Genomic DNA, 22,527 nt, shown 5'->3' on the forward strand with positions numbered 1-22,527 from the left:
GCGTTCGGGCGAACGCGGTGAATCTAAGGTGTTACTGTTGATTTTTCAGCAAAAACAGCATCAAGGCTTTTTGTGCGTGCAGCCGGTTTTCCGCTTCGTCCCAGACCACGGTGAACTTTTCGTCCTCCATCAATTCTGCGCTCACTTCCTCGCCCCGGTGTGCGGGCAAGCAATGCATAAACACGGCATCGGGTTGCGCCAGGGCCATCAGCTCGTGGTTCACCTGGAATCCGGCAAATTGTTTCTCCCGTTCCTTTTGCTCGCTTTCCTGACCCATGCTGGCCCATACGTCAGTGGCTACCCAGTGGGCACCTTTGACGGCATCAGCGGGCGAATTCACAACAGTCACCCGGTCTGCATTGGCGGCGAGTAATTCTGGATCCGGTTCAAATCCCCTGGGGCAGGCAATACGCAATTGAAAATCACATAAACGGGCAGCGTTGATGTAGGAATGGCACATGTTATTACCGTCGCCAACCCAAGCTACGGTTTTGCCTTTCGGGCTGCCGCGATGTTCCACAAAGGTTTGGACATCAGCCAACAACTGGCAAGGGTGGAAGGTGTCGGTTAGCGCGTTAATCACCGGTACTCGAGAGTAGGCGGCGAAGCGCTCAAGATCAGCCTGTTCGAAGGTGCGGATCATAATGATATCCACCATCCGCGATAGTACGCGTGCGGAGTCTTCGATCGGCTCACCACGGCCCAGTTGCGTATCCCGTGGCGAGAGGAAGATCGCGCTGCCGCCCAGCTGCGTCATCCCGGCTTCAAAGGAGACGCGGGTGCGGGTAGACGATTTTTCGAAAATCATCCCCAGGGTTTTATTTGCCAGCGGCAGGGGGGCATTGCCTTCATAGTGGGATTTTTTTAGCGCAATTGCGTTTGCGATAATCGCTTCCAGCTCCTCACTGGTAAGGTCGCTCAACGATAGAAGGTGTCGTGGGGCCATGGGTAAATCGTCCGTTTATTGTTTTATCAGGTCGACCACGGTGTCGACAATGGTGCGAGCCTGTTCGTCGCTGATAATCAGCGGGGGCAGCAGGCGAATGGTATTGCCTGCGGTTACGTTTATTAAAACGCCTTTTTGTTTCGCTTGCGCTACCAGGTCGCCACAAGGCTGATCCAATTCGATGCCGATCATCAAACCTTTGCCGCGAATATCCACTACACAAGCCACGTCGCTGAGGGTCTCACGGAACTGTGTCAGCATCATCTCGCCGAGTGCTGCGGCGCGCGTCATTAAATCCTGCTCGAGTAACGTTTTGGTTGCGGCGAGCCCGGCATTACATACCAAGGGGTTGCCGCCGAATGTGGAGCCGTGGTTTCCAGGTTGCAGAATCTCCGCCGCTTTGCCGCGAGCGAGGCATGCGCCAATGGGAACGCCATTGCCCAGGCCTTTAGCCGTAGTAACCACATCTGGGAGGATGTTGTTATGCTGATACGCGAAAAAGCGACCAGTGCGCCCGTTACCGGTTTGGATTTCGTCCAGAATCAGGAGCCAGTCATTGCTGTCACAGAGTTCACGCAGCGCGTTGAGGTAATCTGGGGCGGGTACATTTACACCGCCTTCGCCTTGTACTGGTTCGACCATAATCGCAACAGTATTGGCGGTGGCGGCCGCTTTGATGGCGTCGACATCGTTGTAAGGGACATGACTGAAGCCCTCTACCAGAGGTTCAAACCCTTGTTTAACTTTGGTGTTGCCGGTCGCTGACAATGTCGCCATGGTACGGCCGTGGAAGCTGCGGTCGGCGGTGATGACGTGAGGGTGGCTGATGCCTTTTTGCTGGCCGAATTTGCGGGCTATTTTGAGCGCAGCTTCGTTGGCTTCGGCGCCGGAGTTGGAGAAAAATACCTTCTCCATACCGGAGGTGTCCACCAGTATTTGGCCCAATGCCTGCTGTGGTTCGATCAGGTAAAGGTTGGAGCAGTGGATCAGCTTTTCGGCCTGTTCGGCGATTGCACGGGTCACTGCCGGATGGTTGTATCCCAGTCCGCATACGGCAATCCCGGACAATGCGTCCAGATAGCGGTTGCCTTCACTGTCCCAAAGGTAGGCGCCATCGCCTTTTACCAGGGTCGTTGTTCGCTCTCCATAAGTATTCATGAGCGCTGAGTCCGACATTTGTTTCTCCTAAAAACAAAACAGGCAGCGAAAGCTGCCTGACCGAAGACCGGTAACTTTATCAACAATGCAAAAATTTGTAAATTAGTGCGCAGAGCGGGGATTGTGCCCTTTGGCACCTGTTTGAAGGGTGAAATGGCGCGTATTTTTGCTAAACGTGTTTTTCCTGAGTGCGCTGATCGTTCACTGTGGCGAGGCGCCGTTTCAGGTACAATGCCCCATTAATCGGCTATAGCGAAGAGGTTTATCACCATGGACATCATGGAGACTATCAAAAAGCAATTGCAGGACAACCCAGTCATTCTCTACATGAAAGGTTCACCAAACGCACCGCAATGTGGTTTTTCCATGCGCGCGTCTCAGGCGCTAATGGAGTGCGGCAAGCGCTTTGCCTATGTAGACGTACTTTCCAACCCGGAGATCCGCCAGCAACTGCCAGTTTATGCAAACTGGCCAACCTTCCCGCAGCTGTGGGTGAATGGTGAGCTGGTAGGCGGCTGCGACATCATCAGTGAGATGCACGAGCAAGGTGAGCTAAAATCCTTGATCGACAGTGCCGCGGCCGAGGACACACCAGCCGGAGAGTAAGGCTGTTTTATCCCCTGCAGAGTCCCGCTGTCGGCGGGACTTTCCCCAAGCGGCGTCGGCTTGAGTTTTGGTGGCTATAATAGGCACACAGTCACTTAAAACTAGAGTTAACTTAAATGACCATCAACCGACGTCAATTTTTGCTTCAATCCTCGGCCACCTTGGCTGCTCTCGCCACAATTAAGCAGCGCGCGCTCGCGAAAGCGCTGGAAATCACTTCCATAAAAGACCTCTACAAAGACGACTTCTACATTGGCACGGCCATTGGCGATCGTCAGATGCATGAGGCCGACCCAAAATTCATGAATCTGGTTGCCAAAGAATTTAATGCGGTGACTATGGAAAACTCCATGAAATGGGAGCGTGTACACCCTCGCCCCGGCAAGTGGAATTGGGAGCTGGCAGACAAATTTATGGACTTCGCCGACAAGCACAAAATGTTCAAGGTCGGCCACGTTCTGGTTTGGCATTCACAGGTACCGAGTTGGGTATTTCAGGACGAGGCAGGCAAGCCGCTGGATCGAGATGCGTTATTGGCGCGCATGCGTGGCCATATAGGCAAAATTGCTGGCCGTTACGCCGGGCGAATGAATTCCTGGGATGTAGTCAATGAGGCGATAGACGAAGACAAGGGGTGGCGTAAGAGCCCCTGGTTTAACATCATAGGTCCGGATTTTATGGACTACGCGTTTAATTTTGCGCGTGAAACGGATTCATCTGCACAACTGGTTTACAACGATTACAACATGCACAACCCCGGTAAACGCGCGTTTCTTGTGGATTATATTCGCAAGGCAAAAAAACGCGGCGTACCTATTCAGGGCGTCGGCCTGCAGGGGCATGTGGGGCTCGATTTTCCCGATATCTTGGAGTTCGAAGCGAGTTTAAAAGCCTACGCGGCTGAAGGTATGCGCCTGCACATTACCGAACTGGATTTAGATGTCTTACCTGTCGCCTGGGAGTTTTCCGGCGCGGAAATTTCCGCGAGTTTTGAGTATTCAGACAAGATCAACCCCTACCCGAACGGGCTTCCCGCCAAAGTTGAGCAGCAGCTAACCGACCGTTATGTGGAATTTTTCAAATTATTTTTGAAATACAGAGACCATATCGATCGTGTGACTTTCTGGGGGGTAAGCGACAAAAACTCCTGGAAAAATGACTTCCCGGTAAAAGGCCGAACTAATTATCCTCTGTTGTTCGATCGCAATTTCGAACGCAAACCCTGCTACGACGCCATCGCAAAATTAAAAATCTAGTCACACAATTCCTTGCGCTAGACTTTAATAACAATAAAAGCGGCGCCCGCAAGATTACAGGCCTCAATCGGCCTGTAATCAACTCACCGACTCAATTCGAGGCGACCGCCCTTAATGCGGTAGGGGCTTTGGTCCTGGCGATGGAATGTGTGTATGGCTTTATATACGTTGACGAAACAGAAGTTTGTTCTGCTGTCTCTGATATTGGTGGCCGCAGTATTGTTGTGGTTGCTCTACTTGCAGAGCAAAACTCGTCAGCAGGTTTTGGCAGATTACGAAGTCGTTCTACGCAGTGAGCTGGTTTTGCGCGAGGGCCTGCTGGATGACGAACTAGGGGACAGCTTTCGCCACGCCGAATTTCTGTTTCGCACCCCACCGATCAATGGTTTCATAAGAGCACTTCAGAACGAAGACTACGACGAGCAGGAGCTTTCTACACTTGCGCAATGGGATCAGCGTTTAAAAACCATATTTGTTGCCTATTTGGAATCCAATAGCAGCATCGTCCAGATTCGCTATATCGGCCTGGCCAACAATGGCCGCGAGCTGGTGCGCGTAGATCGGCGTCCAGAGGGTATTACAGTGGTGGAGGCCGATGGACTGCAGGAAAAAGGCCATCGCGATTATTTCCTCGCGGGCACCCGGTTGGCGCCGGAGCAAATCTATTTATCACCGATCACTTTGAACCGCGAGCAGGGGAAGGTCGAAGAGCCTGCCTGGCCAACGTATCGGGTTGTTAAACCTGTTTACGCGCCTGGTCAAAAATTATTTGGCATGGTGGTTGTTAACTTCGATGCCCGCCCACTCTTGGAAAAACTCACCTCAGAAACAGAGCTGGGGCAGCGCTCAGTAGCCTTCCTACTGAACGATCGCGGCGATTACCTTACTCACCCCGTAAAAGACGAAGCATTTCGCTGGGAGTATGGCCCGACAGATACATGGTTTACCGATACCTCAATTGGCAATCAGGTAATGTTGACCCATATGACGCCCGTGTATCACCGTACTATGGCAACCCGCTATCAAATGTTGTCGCAAGAGGTGGCTTTTGATCAGAGTTCGCCGCCTGTGGTGTATCGCATCGTGGCGGGTGTACAAAAATCAGTGATCGATGCTGAGGTATTTCGGCGACAGTTATTATCCGCTGCTGTGGATATCGCGCTTGGCACAGTGATCTATTTGCTACTTTTCCTCTACCTGCGGTTAAGTGAGAAAAATCGTCAGGAAATTAATTTGCGGGCGCAGCTACACGCACTCTTTCACGGCACAAATAATGCCATTCTGAGCACCGACGTGAACGGTAATGTGCTGTCTTGGAACCCAGCCGCGCTGGTGCTATTTGATACGCAAGAAGATGTCATTCGCGATGCAAATGCCAAAACCTTATTACAGTTCGACGAAGACTCCGGCTTCAATCGTGCCGACTTTCTGCGCGTCATGGCGGGGCTGGAGCATGCTACTCTCGAAACCCGCCTGGTGCGCAAGAATGCGGAATCAGTCGATGTTTCGCTGTCGTTATCGCCGGTCATCGATGGCGAAAATCATCGCTCCGGGGTGGCGATGATTTTTCATGACATATCTGCTGCGAAAAAACTGCAGCACAATCTGGAAACCCTCAACGAGCGCTTGCAGGAACAGAATGCTGAAATGGAAAAATTTATCTACAGTGTGTCGCACGATTTAAAAGCACCACTGGTCACCATTGGCAGTTTTACCGAAAAAATTCTCAATACCTGCGGTGATACGCTCGATGAAAAAAACCGGCACAGGTTGAACCGTATCATCGTGAACACCCAGAATATGGCGGAAATTCTTAACGAACTCCTCCAGCTTTCCCGCATCGTGCGGGAAGAAATACAGGTCGCGCCCTGCCGCCTGAAAACCTGCGTGGATACCGCGTGCGAGGCATTGCATCAGCAGATACTGGAATCCAATGCATCGATCACGACCAATGATTCCGAGCGCGAATTTGTCTGTAATGGCAAGCTACTGGCTAACTGCTTGCAGAATTTGATTTCCAATGCGATTCAGTATTGTGACCCTAACCGTGATTTAAGAATTTCCGTGGGTTTGAAATTCCACGAGCACGTGGCGCGAGTGTGGGTAAAAGATAATGGTATTGGAATAGAGCGACAGTATCACGAGCAAATATTCAAGATTTTTGAGAGATTGGATGTCGGCGAAGGCAATGGTGTCGGCCTGGCAATAGTGAAAAGTATTGTTGAAAAACACGGTGGCTGGATAGAGCTGGATTCTGAACCCGGTATGGGCAGTACGTTTACACTGTGTTTTCCTCAGGACAGGGGCAAAGATGAGACCGCTAAGAATATTGATAGCTGAAGACAATGACGACCACGCAGAATTGATAATGGATGTACTCGAAGAGTCATCCTGTCCAAGTGTGGTCGATCGCAAAATTAATGGCCGCGACTTGCTGGATTATATTGAATTATTGGCGGCGGCTGGTCCGACCGTCCCGCTTCCGGAGCTTATTCTGTTAGACATAAAAATGCCTTTGGTTAACGGTATTAGCGCTCTGGAGCACTTAAAAAAGCACCCGACGTTAAAGAAAATACCGGTAATTATGCTGAGCACTTCAGCAAACGCACAAGAGGTGGAGCGATGTTACGAACTCGGGGCAAACAGTTATATTGTTAAACCCTTTGATCACACCGAGTTCGAAGATAAGTTGCGCAATTTACGTGGTTATTGGAGTGAAACCACTTTGCTACCGCAGATTGTAAGTGGTGCTATGAACGACAAACCCGGCAGCGACTGAATTAACCGACGGTGTCCACCAGTTTTTGCTTGAAGTCTACCCGGATAATGTTTTCCTCGCGGGAGATCACGTTGGAATATCGCCCTTGACGCATGCGCTCGTTGAAGCGGAACTCTTCAACAAAGTGTTTGCACATATCTCGGAACAACTCAACCGGCGTCAATGTTTCGCTAAACTCGTCATCCTCGTTATCGTTGAACTTTAGTGCATACTCAAACGCGGCCTGACCGTCCACCGGGAGCGGTTTGCCCTCGACAATGGAAACATATTCCATATGTTCGGCGATCTCTAAAATTTTGTTTTGATTCGCGGTGGACGGTTCCATCTGATAGTACTGGTCGTCCGTCATCTGCAATAGATGGTTGGCGAAGGCGAAACGCTCCTCTCGGCCGATCTCCGGGCATAGTACCGCGACTTCCCGCCAGAAGCGGTCCTGAAAAATAGCCGGAAAGTGTAAAAAATCGCGCCGTTTCAGGCCGCAGAAAATCATCACATATTCGCTATAGTGCTCTTGGGTGACAATGCAAAGTTCAGAGCCAATGGTGATCAGTTCAGCATTCCAAATCAGATTTGGAGTGCGGTTTTCTGTCGGTTCGAAGTGATTTGAGAGCGCGTCAGACAATGATTTTGAAATATTAAATTTGATCATTATTAGAAGTCTTCTCTTATGTTGTCTTTGCTTATTCCCTAAACAAATATTGAGCCAATTTATCAAAAGTATTCATTGAATCGATGGTTCGTTCATTATTTAGGCTGAATGGCTGTTGATTTGTTTTGCTGGCGGAACAAACCCGGATTTGATTCGTATTATGTGCAAACAATTTGTAGAAAAGCAGAGATGGCGCTTCGTGCGTTGGACGTAACTGACGATATTCGTCGAACTGTGACACTACACTGTCGATTTCATACAATCGTTGTGCCGTAATTATTTACAGGTGTAAGGAGTTATATGCCTATTGATGTGATTTATGGCGTCGCCGGGTCATACATCAGTGTGATGTGTGAGAGCCCGGCTTCTCGTTCTCCAGCAGGAATTTTTCAAGGCGTCTGTGGAGTAGATGTGGCGGTGTTTAAAAATGCGACAACTACCACCGGTTTTCTTTACACATGTGTGGAAACCTTGTGGGTTCAGAAGACCCAGTAACTTGAGGCGCGCAGAGCAGATTTCTCGCTGGCATATCATATTTCTATATGACGCGCAAATAATTATCTTGGTGAAGTTACCTGCGCACTCGCCGATCTGGAATCGATTCTCAGAGGTTGCGCATACACACCTAATTTAACGCACCTTGCGGCTCGAAACGTTTTGCGCGAGTGAGCATAATTTTCATCACCAACGACACGACAAGGGCAACGAGGAATACGCCGGCAAAAATATGCAGCGTGGTCTCGTAATTGCCCGTGAGGGAGCGCACGTAAGCGGCGACTTGAGGGCCTGCCAGACCGGCGGCGGCCCAGGCTGTAAGCACATAGCCAAGTATCTGGCCCAACTGACGGGTGCCGAACATGTCGCCAATAAACGCTGGGGCAGTGGAGAATCCACCGCCGTAACAACTCAGGATGGAAAACAACGCTATCTGGAACAGCAATACGTTGGTCAGATTAGGAAGCAGATAGAATGCCAGGATCTGGACAACGAAAAATGCCGTGAAAGTGCTCGCCCGGCCAATATAATCGGACAGAGAGGCCCATCCGATACGCCCTAAGCCATTGAATAACGACATTAGGCCGACCACAGCAGAGGCTTCCGCGGCAGTGAGGCCTATGGTTTCCTGTGCCAGTGGTGACGCGGAATAGATGACCGCGATGCCGCAGGAAATATTGAGAAACATCATCGTCCACAGCGCCCAGAAAGGACCGGTTTTCACTGCCTGGCGGGCAGTTAAATCGAACAGTGGCTTGGTGGCGACCGTTTTGCCGGTCGCCACGTCATTTTTCATCCCCTCAGGCAACCAGCCTTCCGGTGGTTTTTCCAGATAGGATGCGGACGCGAACATGACAGCGAAATACACCGCGCCCATGATAAACCAGTTGGTTGCTATGCCCTTCGCTGCCACGAGCGCCGCAACGTGCTGATCCCTGATTGTCGCATCGGCAATGTCGCCGAGCCTCTCGACAATCGCGGGTACTTGGGCGGCCTGGGACAAGTCACTAATGCCATAAGCATTCATACCAAAGTGAGTCATCAGGTTTTGGAACAGCGGCCCACCAAAGAACGCGCCGAAGCCGAATCCCATAATCGCGAGACCACCGGCAAAACCGCGTCTATCGGGAAACCAGCTCAGAAGTGTGGAAACTGGCGTGATATAGCCGATGCCGAGCCCGATCCCACCCAGCACGCCATAGCCAAGCCAAACCACATAGAGGTTCTCTAAACTGGCGCCGATGCCGGCAACCACCAGCCCGCCGCCGAAAAATACTGCAGCGATGCGCCCCGCAACGCGTGGTCCACGCTGTTCCACGAAGTGGCCCATGATGGCAGCGGAGATACCGAGGAAGAAAATGGCAAAGCTGAATGTCCAGGCAATTTCGTTGTTGCTGGCGTGCTCCAGAAGTTCGCCGAGCGGTTTCTTAATGACGCTGAAAGCGTACACAGAGCCGATGGAGACGTGCACGCCCACCGCTGAAAGCGCGATTAGCCAGCGATTTTTCATGGAGACACCTTAAATATCAAAGAGTTAGCGAAGGCCGTCACTGTAGCTCTTTTCACCATTGGCACCGTTGATAGAGGTCAACGGTGCCAATGGTGCTGCGATTTCAGGGTTATAGACGGGCGACGTCGACAGAAACATTTAGCAGGGGGTTTTCACCCCCGCCAAAGATCACGCCTCGCAGGGGGGTTACGTCAAAATAGTCTCGTCCCCAGGCCGTGATGATGTGTTGCTCGCCCGCGATCTGGTTGTTTGTTGGATCAAACTCAAACCAGCCTTCCCGAGGGGAATAAACCGAGATCCAGGCATGTGATGCATCCGACCCAACGAGTTTTTCCTTCCCCGGGGGCGGTAGGGTTTCGATGTAACCCGAGACATATTTCGCAGGGTAGCCAAGGGCGCGCAAACAGCCGATCTGCAGGTGCGCAAAATCCTGGCACACGCCTTTACGGCTTTCCATAACTTCAGAAAGTGGCGTAGCGACGGTGGTCGATTGCGGGCTGTATTCGAAATCCTCAAAGATTCGCCGGGTCAGGTCCGCCACGGCCGAGAGTAGCGGACGCTCTTCCTCGAACGAGGGCAGTGCATAATCCCGCAGTGCCTCGAAAGGTTTAATCATCGGCGAATCGAGCAAGAATTCGCGCGCCAATAACACGTCGGGATCGGTAGACTCGTTGAGCTGCAGCCGCGCGTCGAAGCAGGTCACACCCAAGTCCAAATTGAGCGCGCTGTGTTGCGGTGATACGGTGACTTCACTTTCGGACGTGATTACCAGTTTTTCGTGCGGCCGCTGGATTTCAAAGTGAAAGGCCTGATTGCCGAAATAGTCTTCCCGTTTGGCGGTGAAGGACGCATGTGGCGCGATACTGATTCGGTGCTGCTCACACGTCTGGCGCAAGCTGGTGCGAGGAATCATGTGGGCGACGTTGTAGCAGTGGGAAACGCGAGCCGCATACTCGTACTCGGTGATATGGCGAATGCGGTACTTCATGAACGGTCATCCCAGGTGTTGTGAACCAGCTGCTGCGGCCCGATGCGGTGATCAAAATATTTATCGCTAATCACATTACTCAAGGTGCCCAGTAGCTCATCAAGCTTACCCAACAAATCGCTCAGTTTTTCACGTTCCTCTTCGCCATCGGCAGCCAACTCTGAGAGCAGCGACAGGCGAGCGGAAGTCTCGGCTTCCAGAATCAGCCGCTGTTCCGGGCTCAGCTCAACCATTTTTTTGGCCATGGGCAGAGACGCCAAATGGTTTTTTAGTTGATCCAGCTGATAAAGCAGCGAACGGGGGTTCGACGTATCCAGCATGACTAACTCAAGCACCTGGCTGATCCCCATCCGCGCCCGGTAGCGACGACGATAGCTGATCAGCGCTTCGAGGGAGATCAGTAGCGATTCCATCAAGGTGGTTTGTTCATTTTCTGCCAGTACAGGCACCAGGAGATGTTGCATGGCACAGGTGGTTTGCATCGCGCGCTCAATACGGCGACCGATGTCCATAAACTGCCATCCGACGCCGCGCACCATGCTCTCCTGCCACAAGCCAGAGAGCGCCATCAACGCGGTAACCAGCGGGTCCAGCGCTTCCTCTGGCGCGGCGCTCAGGCCACCGGTGAGAGCCGATTCAAGGTTATCCAGTGCGTCGCGGATGTCGTTGATGACGCGAAGGGTATCCGACGACAACAGTTCCTTGGATTCATCTGCGCTCTGCAACATACAGGTGAGCGTGTGATATACGCTGCCCAGGCGGAACGGCGCCTTGGCGACGAGCAGCAATTCTTCATCCGGGTGGTCAAGCAGTTCGGGGTCGCAGTCTTTAAAGCCCGGTAGAGTCGCTGTTATACCGGTAACGGCTTCCAATAAGTGTCGGCGGCTTACGGTGGAGATAGGCTCTTCGCCATTGAGTTTTAGGAACACAGTGCGCAGGATGCGCAGTGACGCTTCTGCGCGTTCTGCATAGCGGCCCATCCAGAACAGGTTTTCCACCACCCGGCTGGGCAGGCTAAGCAGCTGGCTTTCGGTACCAGAGCCCGAGGATTCGGCAGGTTTCTCCTGGCTGCTTGCACGCTCCGGCTCGGAGGCGATCACCCAGGTGTCCTTGCTTTGTGAGCCTGCCTGGCCTGCGATAAGGAAGCCGTTCTCTACGATGCCCAGGCGGGTTAAGCCTCCTGGCATCAAAGTGTAAGAAGTATCACTGGCAACGGCAAAACTGCGTGTGATTGCGGGACGTGGTTGCAAACTTTTGTTGACAAAACTGGGCAAATGGCTGGCGCGCATAAGCGGTTGTGCAACAAACTGACTCGGTTCGGCTTTGACCCGTGCGAGCAGCGTTTCCCGCTCCGCTTGCGGCAGCTCGCCCACGTTGATGCTCATTTCGCCGCGACCACGGTAGATCGGCTTGATGACCAGCTCTTTCAGGTTGGCAAGTACATACTTCATGTCTTGCTTGTCGCCGCACCAATAGGTTTCCACGCTTTGCATGCGCGGCTCGCGGCCGATAAGTGACTTACTGATTGCGGGGAGATACTTGAACAGCAGTGGGTTTTCCAACACACCAGACCCAAGCGGGTTGGCAATAACTACCCGTCCGGCGCGAACCACTTCCAGCAGCCCTGCGACGCCCAGTTGCGAGTCGCTGCGCAGTTCAACCGGATCGCAGTACCAATCGTCGACGCGGCGTAAAATTACATCTACCCGACTAAGGCCATCAAGTGACCTCATCCATACAAATCCATTGCGCACGACTAAATCACCACTTTGTACCAACGGAAATCCGAGGTAATTGGCTAAGTAGGCGTGCTCGAAATAGGTCTCGTTGTGCGCTCCAGGTGTGAGTAGTACCACCCGCGGTTGATCGTGGTTTATCGACAACGATGACAGCTTCTGACGCAACCGCTGGAAGAAGGTTGCCAGCCGGTGGACCTGGCTATCGCGAAACAAGCTCGGTAAAACGCGAGACATTACCGTGCGGTTTTCAAGCGCATAGCCCATACCACTGGGTGCTTGCGTGCGATCGGTGAGAATGTAGATGTCGCCGCTCTCGGTGCGCATCATATCCACCCCGTGAATAATCAACTCGTGATCACCGGGGGTGGTAATGCCGTGGCATGCGCGCAAAAAACCACCGTGTGCGAACAGGGCTTCAGGGGGAATAATGCCGTGGCGAATCAACTCTCGTTCACCGTATAGGTCTTTGAGAATTGCGTTAAACAGTTCCGCTCGTTCTAATAGACCTGATTCAATAACGCCCCACTCTTCACTACTGATAAGCGCGGGTACCAGATCCAGCTCCCACGTACGGCCGGGACGAACGTCCTCACCATAAATATTGTAGGTGGCGCCATCGTCACGCAGGATACGCTGCGCTTTCTGCTGACGTTCAGCCAGGGCTTTGGGGCCGAGTGACTTGAGGGACTCGAGCAGATATTCCCAGTGCGGGCGGGGTTTACCATCCGCTGCATACACTTCGTCGGCAGTATCGCTACTGGGGCGATAGTGCAGTTCAGGCGGCACGAGTGGGGAGGGTTCCGTTGTTGGCACAATGAGCCTCATGGTTAGGCAAGTGGCGCGGAAGCTTACCGGAAGCTCTGCGGTTCTGCCATCGTAGTTGTCTGAATTCGTTGTTAAAACGCCAGCAATCTCTGGCACCCTGCTGATGTCACAGGACGGTCATCGCGTGCGCAAGCGAGCATTGCGGAGGCTGCATTAGTGATGTGTCAGAGCGCTACGGGGACCTTTGCGAGGAACCGCCCTGGCGAAAGTGCGCGGACCCCTCTTGTTATCAAGAGTTAATATTAGCGCAGCCGGGCGCTGGATAACACTCATCGGGGCATGTCAGTGTAGTGGTGAAATAGACTGGCCCGGGAGCTTAGGCGAGAGGGAACTCCATATAAAATGGCGCGGAACGCGATACCTGTGTTCTCGTTGTACTTCTACCCGCAGACCACTCCGCTTCGACTGCCATGCGAAACCAGTGCTGTTCTTTGCTATGCAGCGTCAGTTTTAACGACGTTTCACGGTGTCTGGACAGGCGGGCTTGAGGCAAGGACAACGGGTAGTGCATCTGGGTGGAGCTAAGCGCAATGTCGCTGCCGGCATATTTCGGCAGGCGCACCTGTTTACGACTTCCGAGATTGAGGCTGGGGCCGTGTTCAAGCACCAGCAGGCGCAAAGCAAGCAACTGTAATTCACCACCGCGCTCGTTGCGCAAAACCATGGTCATCGCGCCTCGCTTGGAGTCTGCAGCTGGGTGACTGACAGCGGCCTTGGTGAATAATAGATTAGGGATGCGATCACGCTGGTATCGCGCTAGAAATCGCTTAATCTTCCAGAAGAGAACACCGAGAATTACGGAGCCGGAACCGGCAAGTATCAATAGAGATGGCAGTGCTGTAATTCCGTAGTGACCCATAAAACAAATGAATACGTAAAGTGAACCGGAAGTTTAGGTGACATGAAAAAGCTTGAGTAGCGCTGTTTGTGGATAATTGGCTGGAGTGTGAATCGGATCTAAGTTCGCCGATTTAGTCGGTATCTCGCTCAGCTTGGTGGATTCAATGTTGATATCCATGCCACCCATCTCGGCGCGGTTTGTGCCTTTCAAAGTCGTGGCACTACGAACCTGGCGCTTAAATAGATAGGATCATCTATGTAAGCGCTGGTTAAGCGCCGGCTTCGTCGCGGGGTTAGTAGATCGTATTAAGGCCCTGCGCATGCGATTGGGGTGATGTGTAATTTTTGCGGAATCTATGTAAAAGTTAGCCCGGCCGCGGCCCTACGGATAGTCTCTAGTAAGAGCAATAACTCAAGTAAGAGGAATACGTAAACGCAATAAGCAATAACGCAATAAGCAATAAATAAAAAGTCTCGAGGCAACAAGTCCCGAGAGGAACAGTACGAAGAAAAGAAAAAGGAAGACCTCATGCAACTGTTGTTGAAATTTTTAAAAGCCCTGAATTCGGAGGCTGGTCCCTGGCAGATCGCGTTTGGTATCGCGCTGGGTTCGATCGTGGGGTTGACCCCGTTTTTCCGTTTGCACAATGTGATCATTATCTTTTTTGTACTGGTGCTCAGAATTAACATCTCAAGTTTTATTGCTTCCTTTCTTTTGTTTTCGGGGTTTGCTTACCTGTTGGACACCCCCATGGTGGCGCTCGGTGAGCAAGTGCTTACCGCTGCTAATTTACAGCCAATGTGGACCGCCCTGTACAACTCGCCGCTCGGCCCAATAAGCCAGTTTAATCACACGTTAACCATGGGTAGCCTGCTTGTCAGCCTGATTGCTTTTCCGGTGATTCTTTTCGCCAGCCGCGTTGGCGTGGTGTTGTATCGCAATCGTGTTCTGGCCTGGGTTAACCGCTTCCAGTTAGTGCGGGTGCTCAAGGCGAGCAAGGTGTACCACATGTATCAGAAGTTGGAGGGCTAGCCATGAAGTCTGTGATTCGCTGGCCGGGCTTGGTCGCCTTTATCGTAATCATGGCGCTGTTGATTGGTATCCCAATGGTATTTTTGGATACCTGGATCAAATTAGGCGTGGAGCGCTTTGCCGCAGGCGTTAACGGTGCTGAGGTCAATGTCGGTCGCGCAGAGCACCGTTTGTTCCCTTTCGGAATCACGCTGCACGATGTCGCGCTAACCGACCCGGCAGCGCCGTCCAATAACCGCGTCCAACTGAAGACAGTCTCTGCGGGCCTGGCAGTTGCGGAGTTGCTTGATCGACGTTTTATTGTGGATGATCTGGTGGTTGATGGAGTTCGTTTCGATCAGCCCCGACTGCGTCCAGGCGAGGTATACGAGAGCAATGAGACGGAAGTTCAGGACGACCTGGCAGGTGCGGAAGGCAAGCCCCGTGTTCAGGTCGATATCGACGAACTATTGAAGAAAACACCGCTAGCGACACGGGATGAGGCGAAAAAGCTGCAGGAGACGGCAAACCGCCTCGAAACCGAGGTGACCGAGGCCTATAAGGCCCTGCCAGACGAAGGCAAGCTGGAATCCTACAAACAGCAGGTCGACGCTCTGCGGGAGAAAAAAATTGAGTCGCCCGCCGATTTCGCTGCTGCGACACAGGAGCTAAAGGCACTTAAAGACGCTTTACGCGCTGAACAGCAAAAATTGCAACAATTCAAAACTACAGTGTCTGCAGCCGGTGAACAATTACAGGCGCAAACAAAAGCGCTTGAAGCTGCGCGCAAAGATGATTACTCGCTGCTGAAAAGGGCCGTTGCAGGTGATACCGGAGCGCTGGATGAGCTGACCGAAGCAATTTTTGGTGCAAAACTGAAAACCTGGGCAGACAACCTGATGATTGCCTACAACCTCGTTACCCCGCTGTTGGGTGGCGGCGAGGAAGAAACGAAGCACGAGCGACTTGATGGGCGGTGGATCCAATACACAAAAGCCGAGCCACATCCTAACGTCTGGATTCGCAATGCGCGAATCTCAGTCAAGTACAGTGAATCTGAATTTATCAGCCATTGGCAGGACATTACCGAAGACCATCAGCTGCTCGGGCGGCCAACCCGCTTTACCGTAGAATCTTCAGATACCGATCAATGGCAATTATTTAATTTGATTGGCGATTTTAGCTTCGGCGCCGCCGGCTTAAATGCTCATCAACAGTGGGATTTAAAGGGCGTTGCTGTAGCTGCATTGGACCTGGCATCTAGCAGCGAACTAACTGCTGAATTGCAAAAAGCGTTGCTTAACAGTTTGGGTAAACTTACCGTAACGGACGGGGAGCTTGCGGGTTCCGCAGATATCAATTTTGTGGATATGACATTAAAAGCTGTCGGCGATGGCGCAAACAGCCAGACGATCGCGAAATTTTTGGAAAACCTTAAACGTCTGGATATCGACAGTAAAATATCCGGGGTGTTAAGCCATCCGCAATTTGATTTTGCCTCCGACCTCGACAGTCAGCTGGGTCAGTTGCTCGAAGACAATGTTAGCGAAGCTGCTCAGGCGAAATTGGCGGAGCTTAACCAAAAACTCGGTGTTGAAGGCACCGCGAGCCAGCAGGCGGCAGCGAAGGAACTGGCCAATTGGGAAACGCTGAAGCAAGTTTCGCAAGGTAAAACAGACACCATTGAAACGCTGTTGAAGGCCGAGCTGAAAAGTGCTGTGGCCAACGAGAAAGATAAACTCAAAAACCAGTTGAAAGACAAACTACTGGGCAACTAGCGAGTTAATTATTTAATGAAAACTGTAGTCGATACCCACGCCCATACCATCGCCAGCACCCACGCGTACAGCACTGTGCACGACTATGTGACCGCGGCTAAGCAGCGTGGATTGGATATGTTTACCATTACCGATCACGCACCAGCGATGCCGGATTCACCGCATTTCTGGCATTTTGGGAATATGAAAATATTTCCTCGGATTGAGTCAGGCATTGCGATTTTACGGGGTATAGAAGCCAATATTCTGCCAGACGGCGAATTTACCATTGGCGGTATCAGCCAATTACAGACATTGGATATTCCGCCGGGGCTGGTTCCTTTTCTCGATCTCGCTGTTGCAAGTTTTCACGAACCCGTGTTTGCGCCAGCGGATGAGAAAACTCACACCGATGCGATGATTAAGGCAATCCGCTCCGGGTTGTGTCAAATTGTCGGGCACCCCGGCAACCCGAATTACCCGATAAACCAGGAAGAGGTGATTCGCGCAGCGCGGGACAATAATGTGCTGCTGGAAATAAATAACAGTTCGTTTACTCATTCCCGCAGCGGCAGTGAAAAACACTGCATGCGTTTGCTCGAGCTGGTTGATACGCTGGATTGGAAAGTCGTGTTTGCCAGTGATGCACACATCGCCTACGACCTTGGCGACCACTCATCCTGTATCGAAAAAGCCCGGCAGGTAGGGTTTCCAGAGGAAAGGGTGGTGTCCGTCTCCGCCAAACGATTTGTCGATTTTTTAGGGTCCCACGGTAAGCCTGTAGCAAAAGAACTCGAGGATTGGACACAAAGCTTGCCCGAGGCTGCCTGAACGAGCCCACTAAACCTGGGTCTCTCTTAGACGGGCTTAGGTTTGTGTGGGAGTTGCTCGATTAACTCTTAAAGTGTCGATGCTTTGACTGAAGCGAAACACCCGACTGGCAATTTTTGTCTGTTTCCGTGACAATTCTCAAAAAGTTTTTACTGCGCCTGCAGCGCTGGGTCAACGGGAATTGTCATGTCTTTTGTATCGCGATTGTTAAGCTGTTCAGCTTTAATTTTATATCTTTCCACTTGCTTGCATGCGCAGGCAGCTGAACGCTTGGGGCCTCCTCTGCAAGAGCAGCGCAAGATGCAGTTTGCGCAGCAGGGTGCAGAAGCCTTGTACTCCATTAAGCATGCTACGCTTGACAGCGACCACCGCTGGACAAGAACACACTATATTTCCATTCGTATTCACGATACAGACTCTGCGCGAGACTATGGCCGCATCGCCATACCGTACAACCACTTTTACAGTTCGGCCGCTTTGGATTTTGCCAACGTATTAACAGCGCAGGGGGTGTTGAAACCTGTGTCGCAAGAGGCTATTCAGGTACGTACCACCGGTGGCGGGCAGGATTTTTACGATGATCAAAGTGAGATTGTGTTTTCCCTTCCCGATGTAGTGCCTGGTTCAATCATTGAATTTCAGTACACCGCGACCACGCTGAAGCGAGCGATTGAAACTGTTGAGTTTGATGGTGCCAGCCCGTTTTGGTTTCAGCAGCGGATTGCCAAAGACGGCTGGCGTGCAGACAGCGTTGATCAGTTTGTCTATCAGCTCGAAACTCCGGCAGACCTGGCTCTGGAAATTGATGTGCGTGGTCAATATCGCAAAAAGCCTGTGATCAAATCCGGGGACGGTAGCACCATACGTCGTTGGAGCTGGAACAAAGTGGCAGCCGTGGAGTTGGAATCGGCGATGCTGCCTGGGTATGAGGTGATGCCGAGTATTAAAGTCAGCACCAGTCGCGACTGGGGGCTTATCAATCGGTGGACCTGGGATAAAGTCGGTTCAAAGCTAGGCAGCACAGCGGCTATCGCTAACGCGATTGCGGAGATGGCGTTACCGGCAGACGCTACGCGGGAGCAGAAAATAAAAGCGGTGTACCAGTATGTAAACAACAAGGTGCGCTATGTGTTCGCGCATTTGGGGCGGGGTGGTTACGAGCCGCATTACCCGGATGAAACCTTACTTGCTGGTTACGGCGACTGCAAAGATCAGGCGGTGTTGACGGTTGCACTGCTCAAAGCGTTGGGCGTGGACGCCCATGTTGCGGTCGTGGAGACGCCTCGCGCGGGCACGTCTAAAATGGATCTCGTCCGCCTTATATTCGATCACATGATCGTATGGGTACCGCCTGCGGAGGGTGGCAAAGCGCTCTGGCTTGATACCACCGGCGACCGTACTTTGTTCCCGGGCATGGCAAACCAGATGATCGGCCAACCCGCGTTGATTATCGACAGTGGCGACGGAATTGTTACTGCTATAGACGCGGAGCTAGCGCCTAACCTTGCACGCTTGGAGTTAATTTACCGCGAATCGCCAGAGGGTTCACTTGTCGAAGCACGCTATCTCCCGCAGGGCGCCTACGAGCAGGTATTGCGAAGTTGGTGGCAACACGATGCCAACCGCGAATCGTCGTTGCAAAGATTAATGCAGGGTATATTCAATAACTCAAGCGAATACACGTTAAACGCAAGCGTCCATAATGCGGAATCTCTCTGGAACCCCTTGGAGATTCGCGGCCAATTTAAATTCAATAAAAATTCCGCAACCGATACACCCTTGACCTACGGCACCAGTTTTCGCCAGATATACAGTCTGGCCGGCGATTTATCCATGCTGCAGGTTCCCGCTACAAGGGTGAATACCTACTACGACCCACTATCTATTCGGATGGAGCAGCAGGTGGTATTTAAAAGTGGTGCCAAAAATACACCACTCGTGGTGCAGACTGCAGACTCGGTAAAGGCCACGCATTTTTCTCTTGAGCAAAATGGCCGGGTTGAGGGGGCTGACTTTATTTTGGATCTTGTGTTTACCCGCGGGCCATTGCGATTGAACGTCGAGGATTACCAGGATTATTACCAATCACTGGTCAATTTAGGGGGGCAAGCTGGCTGGCTGGTTTCAATGGTAGACGACCCAAAGAAAGCAGCCGAGCAGGGGCTGGAGGAGACACTCGCCTCCGTTGAGGAAGATTCATGGCAGGCAGCGCTGGCAAAAGCAAAACATTTTATTGATTTAGGCCAGTTCGAAGACGCGTTGCCGCCTGCACAGGCGGCTGTCGAGTTAGCGCCGGAAAACGGTGAAGCCTGGTTCGTTCTCGGTACGGTGCAAGGCTTTAATACGGATATCGAAGCGTCTAACGCCTCGTTTGTTAAGGCAAAGCAGTTGGGCTATCAGCCATAGGAGATACGAAATGAAGTTGTTTTTTCGATGGATTCTCCCTGCGCTGGCCACCGTGTTTTTGGCCGCCTGCGGCAGCGTGTCAACCAAGTCTCCGTTAGAGCCGAATTCGGTGGGTGAACAGGCGAACAAGATAGAAGCTGGGATGAACGCTTATCGCGATTATCATAATGGCGGCACGGTAAAGGATTTAGCACGTGCGCGTAGTTTACTCGGTGAGGCGCACGAATCGGCTCCGCTCAATCCAATGGTGCAAAAATTTTATTACCTTGCAGAGTTTTTTAACTGTATAGAAACAGCAGGGGACGGCTTACTGGATCTTGTGGTGCTATACCGCTCACTTTCGCCAGTTGTACAGCGGGAAACACCACCGCCTTGGAGAATTTCTTATGCGCTGATTGCCGATACGGACTCGCGGCGTGAAACAATTGACCCTGTGTTGCGTGCGCTATTGAAAGAGGAGCCTTTTAATGCGAGTAGCTGGTATATGGCTTCAAAATACTACGAATCACAAAAAGCCTATTGGATGTCGCTGGCGGCAGCCAAGCGCGCGGTGACACTAAATTCCGATACAGCCAGTTATCTATATCGCTATGGCGAAGCAGTTAACGATATTCTGCAGGAATCCCCTTGCAGTTATGATGAATCCGCCTACGCACGAACCGCGGCGAGTTACATTTCCCGTGCCGCAGCGAAAGACCCTCAGCAGCTCTATGTCGATAACTCTGCGCTTCAGTATTTACGACTGGGTTTGTTTCCTCTGGCGTATAGCCAGGCAAAAAAAGCCTGGGAACTGGAAAAAAACTGGTGGACGGCTACCCATTATGTGCAGGCAGCGCTGTTGACTCAGCATTACAACGAAGCCGGCCCGGTCATTGTTTACCTTCAGGAGACGCACGACGATTCACAAGCGCTGGTGTTTGAGGCCCAACGGCAACTTGGACTCGGTGACAAAGCGGCTGCATTACTGGCAGTTACTCAGCAACAAAATAAGTTTTCGGCACTCTACGAAAAGAATGCTGTTAAGGCGACGCTACAGCACATACAACTCGCTTGGGTCGAAGCATTAATAACTCAGGGTGGGCTTAACTTGGGGGTGGATGATGTAGCGGTGCAATCTGGCTGGCTCCAACAAATAATCGACCACATCCAACAACCTATTGATGCCAGCGAACTCATGGAGGCCGCTGCAACCAGCTGCATGGAGACAGGCGCACACTTTTATCAGGCAATATCGCTCTGGAAGTCGGGTGCTCTATCGGACGCGCGAACGGAATTATCGTCGACTGCGAAGAGTAAAGCGACTTTGTTCGATGAATATATTTGGGCGCGGATCTTGTTGGAGGCGAAACTGCTATAAGATTTAAGATGGCTCTTCATGGCTCTTCATGGCTATTCTAACAAACTTCACCTATGCGGGTTGCGCACTGCATTTGTAAACGCTGATCATTGCGCGGAACGACGCTATTTAATCCGAGGCAGAACAGGCTAACTTAAATGCGATTTGACCGCGTCGAACAAATCCAATATACGTGCAACATATTGGTCTTTGGGGCGAAAGCTACTGGCGGTTTGAGCACTGATATCGCGCTCCAAATGGGAGAGCATTTTTTGCAGCCGTACCCGGTGTAAACCCAGTCGCGCCTGAATTGGATCGGTAACCAAACCAGAAAACGAGGCGAAGCAGGCGAGCAGCACCAACACCAGGGTAAGTGCAGCGGCGGTTAATTGCCAGCTTGGTGTCGGTGGAAATAGTTGATAGTAAAACCGACCGAGCGTTTTGCCCAAAAAAAAGTCATGTTCAGCTTGATAGCGGGCGACCAGCGCAGCGATTAAAAATCCTATGCCAATGCCGCCGGGGGTAAATTTTTGAAAGGCCGCCGCGCCGACCAAGGTGCTTGTGATAGTGTTGGTAATATCAGAAGATGCTGTACGGGTAACCCGATACTCCTGTAAAGCCTCGTGAACAATCGCTGCGGCACGGTGAAAAAATGCCTGCTGTTCCTGCGGGTCTGGATGAGCATCGCCAAACCTGGCGCTCAGTTTACGTGTTATGTGCGCTTCCAGACTGTCGCTGTCGCAGTCCAGCCGCATCAGGTCTCGCCTGATGCACAGCCCCAGATAGTGTTGCACTTGTGTATTAAAGCCTTCCGGCACCCGACCAAGGAGCGCCGCCGCGCGTTGCCAGCGCAACAACTGCAATCCTATCCGTACCACGCTTAGCACGCCAAACACCGGGGCCCAAAAAAGATTGATGGGTGCTCGCAACAGGTCCAACCCTAGGGCTCGCCGGTTGGTACGCCAAGCGCCGGGATATCGGTAGTGCTGTTGTACAAACGCCGGAACCCGAGCCCGACACGCTTCGAAGTATTCATGGATCGCTTCGACTGCCAGATCCTGTATTTCCTGTTGTGTTATTTTTTTGGTCATAATCCTGCTGGTTAGAGGGCGCTAGCCAAATATTAGCGTGGCAGTACGTAGTGTGAAGCCAATATGCTGTGGATGGAAGCGCAGCTATTGTTTGACGCACTGTGCCTGTATTCCCAGGGTCTGTTAACACTAATGCAATACGCTCTGCTGGAGCCTGAATAGACGGGCCATAGCTGCATGAATTCAATCAGGTAACCAATTATTTGTCCACACGCAGCTAACACACATTATGGTGTGAGTGTGGCTACTGTTCCCTCGCATCTGACGAGTGTTAGCGTTGAGGATTAATGGGGGAGTTACCTT

General features: G+C 51.9%; 18 protein-coding genes. 9 read left to right on the forward strand and 9 right to left on the reverse strand.

The annotated features are described in order from the left end of the window. Positions 1–31: 31 nt before the first annotated feature. Positions 32–946, reverse strand: coding sequence for an ornithine carbamoyltransferase (gene argF, locus TERTU_RS03185; RefSeq protein ID WP_015817606.1), 915 nt, complete (start codon positions 944–946; stop codon positions 32–34). Between the two features lie 15 nt (positions 947–961). Further along, positions 962–2,122, reverse strand: a complete 1,161-nt coding sequence (locus TERTU_RS03190) for an acetylornithine transaminase (RefSeq protein ID WP_015817132.1) — start codon at positions 2,120–2,122, stop codon at positions 962–964. Between the two features lie 252 nt (positions 2,123–2,374). Between TERTU_RS03190 and grxD the strand changes: the two genes are divergently transcribed. From grxD to TERTU_RS03210, 4 genes are all read left to right on the forward strand, one after another. Continuing rightward, on the forward strand, positions 2,375–2,710 hold the full coding sequence (grxD, locus tag TERTU_RS03195; protein WP_015820367.1) for a Grx4 family monothiol glutaredoxin: 336 nt from the start codon (positions 2,375–2,377) through the stop codon (positions 2,708–2,710). A 116-nt stretch (positions 2,711–2,826) separates the two neighbouring features. Further along, positions 2,827–3,966 (forward strand): endo-1,4-beta-xylanase, encoded by a 1,140-nt coding sequence (locus TERTU_RS03200; protein ID WP_015817274.1) that lies wholly within the window; start codon positions 2,827–2,829, stop codon positions 3,964–3,966. A 153-nt stretch (positions 3,967–4,119) separates the two neighbouring features. Continuing rightward, positions 4,120–6,306, forward strand: a complete 2,187-nt coding sequence (locus tag TERTU_RS03205) for a sensor histidine kinase (RefSeq protein ID WP_015818960.1) — start codon at positions 4,120–4,122, stop codon at positions 6,304–6,306. After that, positions 6,278–6,745 carry a response regulator gene (locus TERTU_RS03210; RefSeq protein ID WP_015820567.1) on the forward strand — a complete coding sequence of 156 codons (468 nt, stop codon included), beginning with the start codon at positions 6,278–6,280 and terminating at the stop codon, positions 6,743–6,745. The genes TERTU_RS03205 and TERTU_RS03210 overlap by 29 nt, the downstream gene beginning before the upstream one ends. Before the next feature lies 1 nt (position 6,746). Here the strand turns inward: TERTU_RS03210 and TERTU_RS03215 are convergent, their stop codons facing one another. From TERTU_RS03215 to TERTU_RS22335, 6 genes are all read right to left on the reverse strand, one after another. Next, complete coding sequence (locus TERTU_RS03215) at positions 6,747–7,394, reverse strand: hypothetical protein (protein ID WP_015819623.1); 648 nt, start codon at positions 7,392–7,394, stop codon at positions 6,747–6,749. A 625-nt stretch (positions 7,395–8,019) separates the two neighbouring features. Beyond that, complete coding sequence (locus TERTU_RS03225) at positions 8,020–9,399, reverse strand: OFA family MFS transporter (RefSeq protein WP_015818267.1); 1,380 nt, start codon at positions 9,397–9,399, stop codon at positions 8,020–8,022. 109 nt (positions 9,400–9,508) lie between these two features. Continuing rightward, positions 9,509–10,387, reverse strand: coding sequence for a transglutaminase family protein (locus TERTU_RS03230; RefSeq protein WP_015817322.1), 879 nt, complete (start codon positions 10,385–10,387; stop codon positions 9,509–9,511). After that, positions 10,384–12,951, reverse strand: coding sequence for a circularly permuted type 2 ATP-grasp protein (locus TERTU_RS03235; protein WP_018015842.1), 2,568 nt, complete (start codon positions 12,949–12,951; stop codon positions 10,384–10,386). Before TERTU_RS03235 ends, TERTU_RS03230 begins: the two co-directional genes overlap by 4 nt. Positions 12,952–13,267: 316 nt before the next feature. Further along, entirely contained in the window at positions 13,268–13,810 is a 543-nt protein-coding gene (locus TERTU_RS03240; protein WP_015817494.1) for a hypothetical protein, read from the reverse strand. A 33-nt stretch (positions 13,811–13,843) separates the two neighbouring features. After that, complete coding sequence (locus tag TERTU_RS22335; RefSeq protein ID WP_266352081.1) at positions 13,844–13,969, reverse strand: hypothetical protein; 126 nt, start codon at positions 13,967–13,969, stop codon at positions 13,844–13,846. A gap of 351 nt (positions 13,970–14,320) precedes the next feature. On the opposite strand from TERTU_RS22335, the gene TERTU_RS03245 reads away from it, so the two are divergent. The 5 genes from TERTU_RS03245 (at position 14,321) to TERTU_RS03265 (ending at position 21,154) form a co-directional block, all read left to right on the forward strand. Then, positions 14,321–14,824: a DUF2062 domain-containing protein gene (locus TERTU_RS03245; protein ID WP_015818408.1), complete on the forward strand. Its 504-nt coding sequence runs from the start codon at positions 14,321–14,323 to the stop codon at positions 14,822–14,824. A gap of 2 nt (positions 14,825–14,826) precedes the next feature. Next, positions 14,827–16,581, forward strand: coding sequence for a TIGR03545 family protein (locus TERTU_RS03250; protein WP_015817684.1), 1,755 nt, complete (start codon positions 14,827–14,829; stop codon positions 16,579–16,581). A 15-nt stretch (positions 16,582–16,596) separates the two neighbouring features. After that, complete coding sequence (locus tag TERTU_RS03255) at positions 16,597–17,391, forward strand: phosphatase (protein ID WP_015820368.1); 795 nt, start codon at positions 16,597–16,599, stop codon at positions 17,389–17,391. A gap of 186 nt (positions 17,392–17,577) precedes the next feature. Beyond that, entirely contained in the window at positions 17,578–19,797 is a 2,220-nt protein-coding gene (locus TERTU_RS03260) for a DUF3857 domain-containing transglutaminase family protein (protein ID WP_041590040.1), read from the forward strand. A 10-nt stretch (positions 19,798–19,807) separates the two neighbouring features. Continuing rightward, positions 19,808–21,154, forward strand: a complete 1,347-nt coding sequence (locus tag TERTU_RS03265) for a tetratricopeptide repeat protein (RefSeq protein WP_015820149.1) — start codon at positions 19,808–19,810, stop codon at positions 21,152–21,154. Positions 21,155–21,282: 128 nt separating this feature from the next. Here the strand turns inward: TERTU_RS03265 and TERTU_RS03270 are convergent, their stop codons facing one another. Next, entirely contained in the window at positions 21,283–22,224 is a 942-nt protein-coding gene (locus tag TERTU_RS03270) for a DUF6635 family protein (protein WP_019602024.1), read from the reverse strand. Positions 22,225–22,527: the final 303 nt, after the last annotated feature.

It is taken from the genome of Teredinibacter turnerae T7901 (genome assembly GCF_000023025.1).
Lineage (GTDB): Bacteria > Pseudomonadota > Gammaproteobacteria > Pseudomonadales > Cellvibrionaceae > Teredinibacter > Teredinibacter turnerae_B.